Source organism: Variovorax sp. LjRoot175, from assembly GCF_964253805.1.
Lineage (GTDB): Bacteria > Pseudomonadota > Gammaproteobacteria > Burkholderiales > Burkholderiaceae_C > Variovorax.
Map to the genome: position 1 here is coordinate 3,871,424 of NZ_CAXURY020000001.1, position 13,082 is coordinate 3,884,505.

Below are 13,082 nucleotides of genomic sequence, written 5' to 3' on the forward strand. Positions count from 1 at the left end.
GGCATGAGGTCTTGCGTATGATTTGCCGCTCTCCGCCTACATGACCATCCCCGCCTCTTTCATCCAGGAACTGATCGCGCGCGCCGACGTGGTGGAAATCGTCGGCCGCTATGTCCAGTTGAAGAAGGCCGGCGCCAACTTCATGGGCCTGTGCCCGTTCCATGGCGAGAAGTCGCCTTCGTTCTCGGTCAGCCCCACCAAGCAGTTCTATCACTGCTTCGGCTGCGGAGTGCACGGCAACGCCATCGGCTTCCTGATGGAGCACGCCGGCATGGGCTTCGTCGAGGCGGTGCACGACCTGGCCGGCCAGTACGGCCTGCAGGTGCCCGAGGACGACGCCTCGCCCGAGGAGCGCGCCCGCGCTGCCGGCCAGCGCCAGAAGCAGGCCACCCTGTCCGAGGTGCTCGAGAAGGCCGGCGACGCCTACAAGAAGCAGCTGCGCCAGTCGCCCGCGGCCATCGACTACCTCAAGGGTCGCGGCGTCTCGGGCGAGATCGCCCGGCAGTTCGGCATCGGCTACGCCCCCGCGGGCTGGCGCACGCTGGCCGGCGTGTTCCCCGACTACGACGATCCGCTGCTCGCCGAGAGCGGGCTGGTGATCGCCGGCGAGCCGGACGACAACGGCGACGGCAAGCGCTACGACCGCTTCCGCGACCGCGTGATGTTCCCGATCCGCAACGTCAAGGGCGAGTGCATCGGCTTCGGCGGGCGAGTGCTCGGCGACGAGAAGCCCAAATACCTCAACTCGCCCGAGACCCCGGTGTTCAGCAAGGGCCGCGAGCTCTACGGCCTCTACGAAGCCCGCGCCGCCTTCCGCGAACGCGGCTACGCGCTCGTGACCGAGGGCTACATGGACGTGGTGGCGCTGGCGCAGCTGGGCTTTCCGAACGCGGTCGCGACGCTGGGCACCGCCTGTACGCCGGAACACGTTCAAAAGCTGTTCCGCTTCACCGAATCGGTCGTGTTCAGCTTCGACGGCGACGCGGCCGGCCGGCGCGCCGCCCGCAAGGCGCTCGACGGCGCCCTGCCCTATGCCAGCGATGTGCGCAGCGTCAAATTCTTGTTTCTGCCGGCCGAGCACGACCCCGACAGCTTCATCCGCGAGTTCGGCGCCGATGCCTTCGCGCGCTTCGTGAACGAAGCCACGCCGCTGAGCCGCTTCATGCTCGAAGCCGCGCGCGAAGGCTGCGACCTCGGGACGGCCGAGGGGCGCGCCCACATGGCCAGCAATGCGCGGCCGCTCTGGAGCGCGTTGCCGGAAGGCGCGCTCAAGCGCCAGCTGCTCGGGGAGATCGCCGAGATGGCCCAGTTGAGCACCCAGGAGCTGTCTGAACTGTGGACGCCGGCGGCTGCCGCACGCGCCCCGGCCTCCTCGCCTCGCGAGCGGGGCGAAAGCGAGGGCTACGGCCGGCCGCGGGAGGGCCGCCGCGCTTCCGCCCCCCGGCGGCCCTCCCGCGGCCGCACGCTGCCGCCCGGCCGGGCGGATGTGGCCGCGCGGCTGCTGCTGTCGAACATGGTCGAATGGGAGGGGCTTTCCCATGAGCTGCACGGCCTGCTGTGCGACCTGCCGGGCGAGCACGGGCAGCTCTTCGCCTGGCTCGACAGCCAGTTGCACGAGCACGGCGTGCAGCCCTGGGCCGCGCTGCGCGAAGGCATGCGGGGCACGGCCTTCGAGGCCTTGGCCGAGCGCGTCATGACCAGCCCCGACGGAGGGCCCATCGGCGAGGCGGAGGGCGAACAGGCAGCCGATGCCGCCCGGGAACTGCGCAACGTGCTCGACTTCATGCTGGACGACCTGCTCAAGGCTCAGCAAAGCGAGGCCATTGGCGCCGTAGGGAGCGATCCGCGTGCCCTGCAGCGGTACAAGGCGTTGGAGGCGCGCCGCCTGGAACTGCGCGCACGGCTCCAGGCCGGATCGAACCTTGCTTGAAAAATGCGCAACGCGCTATAATCTAAGGCTTCGCTATACGCGAAACGGCAAGAGCGACAGCAGCACCTCCGGGCCGACCCTCCAGCGCAACGCACTTCCCCACGGGAAAAAGGGTCAATACACCGCAAGGACTGCACACCAAATGTTCGCCCGACATCTTGCCTTTTTGAAGCGTGCTTGAGGATTTGCCTCCTCTTCGCTCCATTGTTTGTGCTCCCGCCCGCGCCGGCTTGTTGGCGCCTGTGATTCCGCTTGTTCATTCTTGTTGTACCGAGGTTGTATGCCCAGTTCAAAGAAGCCTGCCGTGTCCGCCGCCAAGAAGCCCATTGCAGAAAAACCGTTGAAAGCGGCCGCCCTGGCGGCAACTAAGTCAGATGCCGCCGCGTCCAAGGCGACAGCCGCAACGAAAGTGAAAACCGTGCCCACGAAATCGACCCCCATCGCCGAAGCCCCGAAACCCGCCGCCAAGAAGGTCGGTCGTCCTCCCAAGGCCGCCGGCGCGCCCGCCGCTGCAGGCGGCGCCAAGCGCGGCCGCAAGCCCAAGGCCGGCAACGAGGCGCCGGCGAGCGACGTCGACCTGTCCGACATCGAAGACGAGTTGATCGGCGACGAACCGGCGGCGACGACCGAAGAAAAGGTCAAGCCGCTGCGCATGAAGATCAGCAAGGCGAAGGAACGCGCCTTGATGAAGGAGTTCGGCCTCGACGAGACCGTGCTCTCCGAGGAAGACCTGGCCAAGCGCCGCTCGCGCCTGAAAACCCTGATCACGCTGGGCAAGACGCGCGGCTACCTGACGCACGGCGAAATCTCCGACCACCTGCCCGACAAGCTGGTCGACGCCGAGACCATGGAAGTCGTGGTCACCATGCTCAACGACATGGGCGTGGCCGTCTACGAGCAGACGCCGGACGCCGAAACCCTGCTGCTAAACAACACCGCGCCGACGGCGACCACGGTCGAGGAAGCCGAGGAAGAAGCCGAAGCGGCCCTCTCGACCGTCGACAGCGAATTCGGCCGCACCACCGACCCCGTGCGCATGTACATGCGCGAGATGGGCACGGTCGAGCTGCTGACGCGCGAAGGCGAAATCGAGATCGCCAAGCGCATCGAGGGCGGCCTGATGGCCATGATGGAAGCCATTTCGGCTTCGCCCGCGACCATCGCCGAGATCCTGCGCCTGGGCCAGGAGATCCGTGACGGCAAGGTCGTCATCTCGACCATCGTCGACGGCTTCTCGAACCCGAACGAGGCCGACGACTACGTGGCCGAAGAAGACTTCGACGAGTTCGACGAGGAAGACGACGACGACGGCAAGGGCGGCTCCAAGGCGCTGACCAAGAAGCTCGAGGAACTCAAGCGCGACGCGCTGGAGCGCTTCGATCGCATCGCCGCGCTGTTCGAGAAGGTCCACAAGATCTACGACAAGGAAGGCTACGGCACGCCGGCCTACCAGAAGGCGCAGCATTCGCTGTCCGAAGAGCTGATGACCATCCGCTTCACGGCCCGCACGATCGAGAAGCTGTGCGACCTGGTGCGCACGCAGGTCGACGACGTCCGCAAGAAGGAGCGCGAGCTGCGCCGCATCATCGTGGACAAGTGCGGCTTCCCGCAGGAAGAGTTCATCCGCGACTTCAGCGGCTACGACAAGAACGGCAACCGCGTGGCCTCCAGCCTGCTCAACCTCAAGTGGGTCGAGAAGCAGGCGGCCGCCGGCAAGCCCTGGAGCACGGTGCTGGCACGCAACATCCCGCCGGTGCAGGAGCTGCAACAGAAGCTGGCCGACATCCAGTCGCGCGTGGTGGTGCCACTGGCCGAGCTCAAGGACATCAACAAGCGCATGAACGAAGGCGAATCGTCCTCGCGCGATGCCAAGAAGGAAATGATCGAGGCCAACCTGCGCCTCGTGATCTCGATCGCCAAGAAGTACACCAACCGCGGCCTGCAGTTCCTCGACCTGATCCAGGAAGGCAACATCGGCCTGATGAAGGCGGTCGACAAGTTCGAATACCGCCGCGGCTACAAGTTCTCGACCTACGCGACCTGGTGGATCCGCCAGGCGATCACGCGCTCGATCGCCGACCAGGCGCGCACCATCCGCATCCCGGTGCACATGATCGAGACCATCAACAAGATGAACCGCATCAGCCGCCAGCACCTGCAGGAGTTCGGCTTCGAGCCCGACGCCGGCATCCTGGCCGCGAAGATGGAGATCCCGGAAGACAAGATCCGCAAGATCATGAAGATCGCCAAGGAGCCGATCTCGATGGAAACCCCCATCGGCGACGACGACGATTCGCACCTGGGCGACTTCATCGAGGACAGCAGCAACACGGCGCCCATCGAGGCCGCGATGCAGGCCGGCCTGCGCGACGTGGTCAAGGACATCCTCGACAGCCTGACGCCGCGCGAAGCCAAGGTGCTGCGCATGCGCTTCGGCATCGAGATGTCGACCGACCACACGCTGGAAGAAGTCGGCAAGCAGTTCGACGTGACGCGCGAGCGCATCCGCCAGATCGAAGCCAAGGCGCTGCGCAAGCTGAAGCATCCGAGCCGTTCCGACAAGCTGCGCAGCTTTATTGATACGCTCTGATCCTTCAGCGGATCTTCGAGCCCGAACGCCCGCTTTGCCTTCACCGGCGGCGGGCGTTTTCTATTCCCGCGCACAACAAGCAAGCACGGAGACCTCTCGCATGAACCCCGACGCAGACAAACTCTGGCACGCCCCGCGCTGGGCGCTCGCCGTGCTGCTGGCGGTGCTGGGCATGCTCGGTCCGTTCTCGATCGACACCTACATCCCGGCCTTCTCGGGCATCGCCAGCAGCATCGGCGCGACGCCGGCCCAGATGCAGCAGACGCTGTCGGCCTACCTGTTCGGCTTCGCCTTCATGAACCTGTTCCACGGCGCGCTGTCGGACAGCTTCGGCCGCCGGCCCGTGGTGCTGTGGGGCCTGGCCGTGTTCACCATCGCCTCGCTGGGCTGCGCGCTCGCGCAGACCATCGGCGAGCTGGTGTTCTTCCGCGCGCTGCAGGGACTGTCGACCGGCGCCGGCATCGTGGTCTCGCGCGCCGTGATCCGCGACATGTTCCCGCCGGCCGAAGCGCAACGGGTGATGAGCCAGGTCACGATCTATTTCGGCATCGCGCCCGCGATCGCGCCGATCGTGGGCGGCTTCCTGTTCGTGCACCTGGGCTGGCACAGCGTGTTCTGGTTCCTGGTGGCGGTGGGCGTGGTGCTGTTCGCCGCCAATTGGAAGCTGCTGCCCGAAACGCTGCACCAGAGCCAGCGCCAACCCTTCGAGGTGCGGCACCTGATGCGCGGCTACTGGGACCTGTGCTCCGATCCGCGCTTCCTGCTGCTGGCGCTCGCGAGCGGCGTGCCTTTCAACGGCATGTTCCTCTACGTGCTGGCCGCGCCCGCCTTTCTCGGCGACCACCTGGCGCTCGCGCCCACCCAGTTCTTCTGGTTCTTCCTGCTGACCATCGGCGGCATCATGGCCGGCGCCTGGGCCAGCGGACGCATGGCAGGCAAGGTCGCGCCCAAGCGGCAGATCCGCGACGGCTTCGTGATCATGCTGGCGACCTCGCTGCTCAACGTCGTAGCCAATGCCTTGTTCGCGCCGCACCCGGCCTGGGCGCTGTGGCCCATCGCGGTGTTCGCCTTCGGCTGGGCGCTGATGGTGCCGGTGGTGACACTGCTGGTGCTCGACCTGCATCCCGAGCGCCGCGGCATGGCCTCCTCGCTGCAGGCGGTGATCGGCTCGACCGCCAATGGCATCGTGGCCGGCGTGATTGCGCCGCTGGTGATGCATTCGACGCTGGCGCTGGCGTTGACCTCGCTCCTCATGATGAGCGTGGGCCTGGTTGCCTGGGTCTGGCTGCACGGGCGCTGGCCCGAGATCGGGCGCAGGGTCGCCGGCGAGGTGGCCTGACGACGATGCGCTGGGACGATCTGCGGACTTTCGCGCGCGCCTGGCTGCCGGCGCGCACCAACGTCAACGCACGCGAAAGGCTGCGCGCCGTCGCCGGCGCGGGGCTGGGGCTTCTGCTCACGGCCCTGCTCTCCCAGATGACAGGCTCTTCCATCGACAGCCGCTGGCTGGTCGCCCCGCTGGGCGCCAGCGCAGTGCTGGTGTTCGCGCTGCCGGCCAGTCCGCTGGCCCAACCCTGGTCCGTGATCGCCGGCAACACGTTCTCGGCGCTCGTCGGCGTGGCCTGCGCACGCTGGATGCCGGACCCGGTATGGGCCAGCGCACTCGCGCCCGCGCTGGCCATCGCGCTGATGTTCGCGATGCGCTGCCTGCACCCGCCCGGCGGCGCGGTGGCGCTGTTCGCCGTGCTGAGCCACACGACGCATTTCCCTTTCTCGCTCTATCCGGTGCTGGCCAACTCCGTGCTGCTGGTGCTCGCCGGCGTGCTCTACAACAGCCTGACCGGCCGGCGCTACCCGCATGTGCAGCTCGCGCCGCGCGAACCCAAGGCCGATGCGCGCTTCAGCTCGGCCGACATCGATGCGGTGCTCGCGCGCTACAACCAGGTGCTCGACATCAGCCGCGACGACCTCGAATCGCTGATCCGGCAGACCGAGCTCGAGTCGTACAAGCGCCGCCTCGGCACCGTGCGCTGCGCCGACATCATGTCGCGCGACCCGGTGATCGCCGAGTTCGGCACGCCGCTGCAGGAGGCATGGTCCTTGATGCAGCAGCGGCGCATCAAGGCGCTGCCGGTGATCGACCGCACGCGCCGCGTGGTCGGCATCGTGACGCAGGCCGACTTCTTCCGCCACATCGACCTGGAGCATCACGAGGGGCTGGGCGGACGGCTGCGCGATTTCGTCCGCGCGACGCGAACCGTGATGTCGAGCAAGCCCGAGGTGGTCGGCCAGATCATGACGCGGCAGGTGCGCGTGGCGAGCGAGGAGCGGCCGATGGTCGAACTGGTGCCGCTCTTCTCCGAGGGCGGCCACCACCATATCCCGATCATTGATGGTGAAAGGCGGCTCACCGGCATGATCACGCAGTCCGATTTCGTGCGCGCGCTGTACCGCGCCGTCGGCCCGGAAAGCTGAGCCGGCTACTCCAGCGTCACGTTGGCCTTCTTCACGAGCGCAGCGTACCTGGCGGCCTCGCTGCGGAAGTACTTCGCGGCCTCTTCCGGCGTGCTCGGCTTGATGATGTTGCCCTGCTTGGCCATCGCCTCCTGCACCTCGGCGCTGGAGAATGCGGCCACCACCGCATCGTGCGCGCGCTTCACTTCCGCCGCCGGCAGCTTGGCCGGTCCGATCAGCGCGAACCAGCCTTCGACGCTGTAGTTGGGCAGCCCCTGCTCGGCAATCGTCGGGATGTCGGGCGCGGCCGGCGAGCGCGCGGGCCCGCACAGGCCGATCGCGCGCAAGGCGCCGCTCTTGATGTGCTGCTGCACCGCCGGCAGCGCGACCACGCCGATCTCGACCTGGCCCGCGATCATGTCGGTCACCATCGGGCCGGTGCCCTTGTAGGGGATGTGACGCGCCTTGACGCCGGCCTCGTCCATGAACATCTCGCCGGCCAGGTGAATGATGGTGCCGTTGCCCGAGGACGCGTAGTTGTAGCCGTCGGGCTTGGCCTTGAGCAGCGCGACCAGTTCCTTCACGTTCTTCGCCGGCACCTTCGGGTTCACCAGCAGCACCAGCGGCGTCGCGCCGACCACGCTGATGGGCGTGATGTCGTTGATGGCGTCGAAGGGCATCTTCTTGTAGACGCTCGGGTTGATCACGTGGTTGTTCGACACCATGCCGAGCGTCTGGCCATCGGGCGCGGCCTTGACGACGACCGAGGCGCCGGTGATGCCGCCGGCGCCCGGCAGGTTCTCGATCACCACCGGCTGGCCGAAGGCCTTGCCGAGCGCCGGTGCGGCGGCGCGCGCAATGGTGTCCACGCCCGAGCCGGCGCTGATCGGCAGGATGATGCGCACCGGCTTGTCGGCGCCTTGGGCGAATGCGGGAAGCGCCACGGCCGCCAGCGCGGAAGCGCCAAGGCCGAGCACCGTGCGGCGCGAAAGGGTGGGGTTCATCTTTTGTCTCCTTGGTCTCGAAAACTTATGTCAGGCAGCTTCGCGTGCCGCCAAGTTGCGACAGCACCTCCTCAGTGTGCTCGCCCACGCGCGCCAGCGCTTGCCGCACGCCGGGGCGCCGGCCGCCCATCAGCAGCGGCAGCAACACCACCTCGGTCATGCCGCCATCGTCGCACTCCATCGGCACCAGGCCGCCGCTGGCCTTGAGGTGCGGATCGTCCATCAGCTGGTCGGGCCGCACGATCGGCGCGTAGGGAATGCCGGCTTCCTCGAGCTTGGGCGCCAGTTCCTCGACGCGATGCCGCGCGAGGATCTCGCCCAGCCGCTTCAGGAGCGCTGGCCGCACCGCGACGCGCAACGCGTTGTTGGCCAGTGCCGGATCTTGCGCCAGTTCAGGCGCATCGATCACGCGACACAAGGTCAGGAACTGCTTGTCGCTCACCGCGCCGATGAAGAGCTGCTCGCCTTCGGCCAGCGTGAAGACGTCATAGACGCTCCAGGCCGACACGCGCGAGGGCATCGGCGGCGGCGGCTCGCCGGTCATCGCGAACTGCTGCATGTGCTGCGAGGAGAGGAACACGCAGTTCTCGAACAGGGCGCTCTGCACCTCCTGCCCCCTGCCGGTGCGCTCGCGCTCGCGCAGCGCGGCCAGCACGCCGATCGCGCCGAACATGCCGCCCATGATGTCGTTGACCGAGGTGCCGGCGCGCAGCGGCCGGCCTTCGGGGCCGGTCATGTAGGAGAGCCCGCCCATCATCTGCACCACCTCGTCGAGCGCCAGGCGGTTCTCGTAAGGCCCGGGCAGGAAGCCCTTGTGCGTGACGTAGATCAGGCGCGGGCATTTCGCCGAGAGCGTCTGGTAGTCCAGGCCGAGCTTGCTCATCAGCCCCGGGCGGAAGTTCTCCAGCACCACGTCGCATTGGCCGATCAGCTCGGTTGCGGTCGCCCGGCCTTCTTCCGTCGTGATGTCGAGCACCACGCTCTTCTTGTTGCGATTGAAGGAGCGGAAGAAGCCGATGCCCAGACCCGGCAGCTTGCGCGTCTTGTCGCCGCCGGGTGGCTCGATCTTGATCACCTCGGCGCCGAGGTCGGCCAGGATCATGCCGCAGGTCGGGCCCATCACCATGTGCGTGAACTCGACGACGCGGACGCCGGCGAGCGGGAGCTTGTTGTCTTCAGCGTTCATGAGGGGCTTTCGGTCAGGCGAGCGCGGTTTCGGTGGCAAAGGTCTTGGGCAGGCCGGCGCGCCAGAGCGTGCCGTGCAGCGTCTCGCCGCCGAGCCACTCGGCCACGCGCTGGCGCAGCGCGAGCAGCTCGTCGATGTCGACCCCGGTGGCGATGCCCATGCTGCCCAGCATGTAGGCCAGGTCCTCGGTCGAAACATTGCCGCTGGCGCCCGGCGCATGCGGGCAGCCGCCGATGCCGGCCAGGCAGGCATCGAAGCGCGCGACGCCGACTTCGAGCGCCGCATAGACGTTGGCCAGGCCCAGGCCGCGCGTGTCGTGGAAGTGGCCGCACCAGAAGCGATCGCCCGCGATCTTCAAGGCCTCCTCGAACAGCTCGCGCACCATGGCCGGATCGGCATAGCCGACCGTGTCGGCCAGGCTCACGCGGTCGGCCCCGGCATCGAGCAGGGCCTGCATGAGGCGCAGCACCTCGCGCTTCTCGACCAGGCCCTGGATCGTGCAGCCGAAGGCCGTGCCTACGCCGCCTTCGATCAGCGTCTTCGAGCCGGCCGCGTCGCGCGCCGCGCGGATGCGGGCGACTTCCGCCACCACTTCGTCGGGCGTCTTGCGCAGGTTGGCAAGGCTGTGGGCATGGCTGGCCGACAGCGGCACGATCATCAGGTCGGCCTGGCCGGCAATGGCGCCCTCGGCGCCGCGCAGGTTGGGCACCAGCACCGAGACGAAGAGGCCCGGCAGCGTCTTCGCGAACGCGAGCAGTTCGGCCGTGTCGGCCAGTTGCGGCAGGAGCCTCGCCGGCACGAAGGAGCCGACCTCGATCTCGCGCTGGCCGGCGGCATGCGCCGCGCGGATCCATTCGCGCTTGTGCTCGGTGGGCAGGATGGTCGCGATGCTCTGCAGGCCGTCGCGCAGGCCGACTTCGCGAATGACGGCGGCGCGCGGCAGCCGCGGGTTGGGCATTGGCATGAGTTCTTGTCTCCAGGCGCATCGGCAGGGGCGCCGATGTGATGCGTGGACTTTAGACATTCCGTATTGCTTGCAAAAGCGGTAATCTGGAACGCCCAACATTCCGAACTGGAACTTCATGCGCGACCTGGACCTCACCAGCCTGCGCCTCTTCGTCGCGGTCTGCGAAACCCGCAACATCGCCCGCGCCGGCGAGCAGCAGCACATCGTGGCCTCGGCGATCAGCAAGCGCCTGGCGCAGCTCGAAGACGTCGTGGGCGAGACGCTCTTCGAGCGCCGCCGCCGCGGCGTGACGCCGACCGCCGCCGGCGAGATCCTGCTGGAACACGCGCGCGCCATGCTCGCGAGCGCCGACCGGGTGGCCCGCGACATGGCCGACCATGGCCGCGGCGTGAAGGGACAGGTGCGCCTGCTGGCCAGCATGTCCTCGATCGCCGAGTTCCTGCCCGACGACATCGCGGACTTCCTCCAGACGCCGGCGCACCACGACATCCGCGTCGACATCGAAGAAGCCTTGAGCCGCGACTTGGTGCGCGCGTTGCGCGAAGGCTCGGCGCCGGTGGGCGTGTGCTGGGATGCGGCGGATCTCGAAGGGCTGCAGGCCTGGCCCTACCGGCGCGACCGGCTGGCCATCGTTGCGCATCCTTCGCACGCCATCGCGCGCCGGCGGCGCTGCAGCTTCGAAGAGACGCTGGCGTTCGATCACGTGGGCCTGCCCGCCTCCACCGCGGTCCACACCATGCTGGCGCGGGCGGCCGCGATCATCGGCCGGCCGCTCAGCTACCGCGCGGCGGTGTCGACCTTCGACGCGGCGCTGCGCTGCGTGCGCGCGAACCTCGGCATCGCCGTGGTGCCGCGCGAGGTGATCGATCCGCTCGCGGCCAGCTTCGGCCTGCGCGTGGTGCCGCTCTCCGACGCCTGGGCCGAGCGCCGCTTCGCGATCTGCTTTCGCAACGAGGCCAACCTGTCGCCCGCCGCCAAGCTGCTGGTTGCGCATCTGCGCGACCGCGCCGCGGCGTCTGCGCTCAACGCTTCTTCCTGAGCGTCGCGGCTGCGGCCGGCGGCCAGTAGCGCGCGTCGGCAAAGCGCGCCGCCAGAAAGTCGAGCATCGCGCGCAGCGCGGCCGGCATCTGGCGGCGCGAGCTGTAGACGCCGTAGACCCCCATCGTCTGGGGCCGCCAGTCGGGCAGGAGCGCGACCAGCCGGCCGGCTGCGATCAGCGGCGCGGCCGAGTACTCCGGCTGCATCGCGATGCCCGCGCCTTCGAGCACCGCCGTCAGCAGCACCGACGATTCGTTGGCGCTGAGATTGCCGCCCACCGGCACCGCGATCTGCCGGCCCTTGTGCTCGAACTGCCACAGGCTCTTGCCGAAGTACGAATAGGTCAGGCAGTTGTGAAGGGCAAGCTCCTGCGGCGCGCGCGGCGTGCCGTGCTCGGCAAGGTAGGCCGGCGTCGCGCACACCACCGAGCCGCAGCTTCCCAGCGGCCGCGCGATCAGGTTGGGATCGAGGTCGTTCGTGATGCGGATCGCGAGGTCGATGCGCTCTTCCACCAGGTTGACGGTGCGGTCGCTGATGTGCAGGTCGATGGCGGTTTGCGGATGGCGGCGCAGGAAGTCCGCCACGGCCGCGGCCAGCACGTCCTGCGCGATCGACTGGGCGCAGGTCAGGCGCAGCAGGCCTTGCGGCACATCGGCCTGCGCATCCACGGCAACCTGCATCTGCTCGGCGACCTCGAGCATCTGCCGGCAACGCGACAGGGTCTGCTCGCCTGCGGAAGTGAGGCTGATCCGCCGCGTCGTGCGATGCAGAAGGCGCGCGCCAGCCCATGTTTCCATGTGCGCGAGGTAGCGCGTGACCATGGCGCGCGACATGTCGAGCGCCTCGGCCGTGGCCGTCATGCTGGCGCGCTCGGCGACGTTCACGAACACTTTGGCGGCGGTGATGCGGTCCATGATTTGATCGATTTAAGCAACAAATATTTGCATCGTATGCGGTTTTTTGATCGGATTAAGAAACATAAGATTCCGTCCATTCCCACCCATCAGGCGCCACATGATTCGCAGAACCCTCCTCGCCGCAGGCATGGCCTCGCTCGCAGCCGTTCACACCCTGCCGGCCTCGGCCGCCGAAGCTGCATTGCAGCTCGAGGTCTACAACCCGGGCGACAAGGCCATCTTCCCGGTGTCCTCGGAAATCGTGAGCGGCCGCAACGAGGCCGTGCTGATCGACGCGCAGTTCCAGCGCAACGACGCCGAAGCCCTGGTGCAGAAGATCAAGGCCGGCGGCAAGAAGCTCAGCACCGTCTACATCAGCCACAGCGACCCCGACTTCTACTTCGGCCTGGACGTGATCAAGGCCGCCTTTCCCGACGCGAAGATCGTGGCCACGCCGCAAACGGTGGCGGCGATCAAGGCCTCGATGGACGGCAAGCTCGCGTACTGGACGCCGATCCTCAAGGACAACGCGCCCAAGGCGCTGGTGCTGCCCGAGCCGCTGGAAGGCGACACCATCCTGCTCGAAGGCCGCAAGCTCGAAGTGAAGGGCCTCCAGGGCCCGAGCCCGGCGCGCAGCTATGTCTGGATTCCTTCGCAGAAGACCGTGGCCGGCGGCGTGCCCGTGTTCCACAACACCCATGTGTGGGTGGCCGACACGCAGACGCCGGCCTCGCGCCAGGCCTGGCGCAAGACGCTCGACAGCATTGCAGCGCTCAAGCCCGTGACCGTGGTGCCGGGCCACTACCTGGGCGATGCGCCGAAGGGGCTGCAGGCCGTGAAGTTCACCGCCGGCTACCTGGAGACCTTCGAGCGCGAAGCCGCGAAGGCCAAGGATTCGGCAGAGCTCGTCGCCGCCATGAAGAAGCACTACCCCGGCCTGGGTCAGCAGTCGTCGCTCGAGCTGAGCGCCAAGGTCATCAAGGGCGAGATGAAGTGGCCGGCGCAATGAGCCGCCGG

11 protein-coding genes are annotated in these 13,082 nt (G+C 67.8%); 6 read left to right on the top strand and 5 right to left on the bottom strand.

Going from position 1 to position 13,082, the window contains the following annotated elements; all coding sequences use genetic code 11:
• Nucleotides 1–40 precede the first annotated feature (40 nt).
• On the top strand, nt 41–1,930 hold the full coding sequence (dnaG, locus tag ACSQ89_RS19195; protein ID WP_436291073.1) for a DNA primase: 1,890 nt from the start codon (nt 41–43) through the stop codon (nt 1,928–1,930).
• 114 nt (nt 1,931–2,044) lie between these two features.
• Here the strand turns inward: dnaG and ACSQ89_RS19200 are convergent, their stop codons facing one another.
• The gene (locus ACSQ89_RS19200; RefSeq protein WP_436291128.1) at nt 2,045–2,356 is read right to left on the bottom strand and encodes a hypothetical protein; all 312 of its coding nucleotides are present in this window, start codon (nt 2,354–2,356) and stop codon (nt 2,045–2,047) included.
• Here ACSQ89_RS19200 and rpoD point away from each other — a divergent pair.
• The 3 genes from rpoD (at nt 2,271) to ACSQ89_RS19215 (ending at nt 6,995) form a co-directional block, all read left to right on the top strand.
• A complete protein-coding gene (rpoD, locus tag ACSQ89_RS19205) occupies nt 2,271–4,520 on the top strand; it encodes an RNA polymerase sigma factor RpoD (RefSeq protein ID WP_436291124.1) in 2,250 nt (749 codons plus the stop codon). The two genes, ACSQ89_RS19200 and rpoD, sit on opposite strands and share 86 nt — an antisense overlap.
• A gap of 100 nt (nt 4,521–4,620) precedes the next feature.
• Nucleotides 4,621–5,859, top strand: a complete 1,239-nt coding sequence (locus tag ACSQ89_RS19210) for a multidrug effflux MFS transporter (protein WP_436291072.1) — start codon at nt 4,621–4,623, stop codon at nt 5,857–5,859.
• A gap of 5 nt (nt 5,860–5,864) precedes the next feature.
• Complete coding sequence (locus tag ACSQ89_RS19215) at nt 5,865–6,995, top strand: HPP family protein (protein ID WP_093109883.1); 1,131 nt, start codon at nt 5,865–5,867, stop codon at nt 6,993–6,995.
• Between the two features lie 5 nt (nt 6,996–7,000).
• On the opposite strand, the gene ACSQ89_RS19220 is transcribed toward ACSQ89_RS19215, so the two are convergent.
• From ACSQ89_RS19220 to ACSQ89_RS19230, 3 genes are read right to left on the bottom strand one after another with little or no spacing between them, the layout of a single operon-like run.
• Nucleotides 7,001–7,978: a Bug family tripartite tricarboxylate transporter substrate binding protein gene (locus tag ACSQ89_RS19220; RefSeq protein ID WP_436291071.1), complete on the bottom strand. Its 978-nt coding sequence runs from the start codon at nt 7,976–7,978 to the stop codon at nt 7,001–7,003.
• A gap of 25 nt (nt 7,979–8,003) precedes the next feature.
• Nucleotides 8,004–9,164, bottom strand: a complete 1,161-nt coding sequence (locus ACSQ89_RS19225) for a CaiB/BaiF CoA transferase family protein (RefSeq protein WP_436291070.1) — start codon at nt 9,162–9,164, stop codon at nt 8,004–8,006.
• A 13-nt stretch (nt 9,165–9,177) separates the two neighbouring features.
• The gene (locus tag ACSQ89_RS19230; RefSeq protein WP_093109886.1) at nt 9,178–10,128 is read right to left on the bottom strand and encodes a hydroxymethylglutaryl-CoA lyase; all 951 of its coding nucleotides are present in this window, start codon (nt 10,126–10,128) and stop codon (nt 9,178–9,180) included.
• A 118-nt stretch (nt 10,129–10,246) separates the two neighbouring features.
• Here ACSQ89_RS19230 and ACSQ89_RS19235 point away from each other — a divergent pair, with 118 nt between their 5' ends.
• The gene (locus ACSQ89_RS19235) at nt 10,247–11,170 is read left to right on the top strand and encodes a LysR family transcriptional regulator (RefSeq protein WP_436291069.1); all 924 of its coding nucleotides are present in this window, start codon (nt 10,247–10,249) and stop codon (nt 11,168–11,170) included.
• Here ACSQ89_RS19235 and ACSQ89_RS19240 read toward each other — a convergent pair.
• The gene (locus tag ACSQ89_RS19240) at nt 11,154–12,083 is read right to left on the bottom strand and encodes a LysR family transcriptional regulator (protein WP_436291068.1); all 930 of its coding nucleotides are present in this window, start codon (nt 12,081–12,083) and stop codon (nt 11,154–11,156) included. The genes ACSQ89_RS19235 and ACSQ89_RS19240 overlap by 17 nt on opposite strands.
• Before the next feature lie 100 nt (nt 12,084–12,183).
• Between ACSQ89_RS19240 and ACSQ89_RS19245 the strand changes: the two genes are divergently transcribed.
• Complete coding sequence (locus ACSQ89_RS19245; protein WP_436291067.1) at nt 12,184–13,074, top strand: MBL fold metallo-hydrolase; 891 nt, start codon at nt 12,184–12,186, stop codon at nt 13,072–13,074.
• Nucleotides 13,075–13,082: the final 8 nt, after the last annotated feature.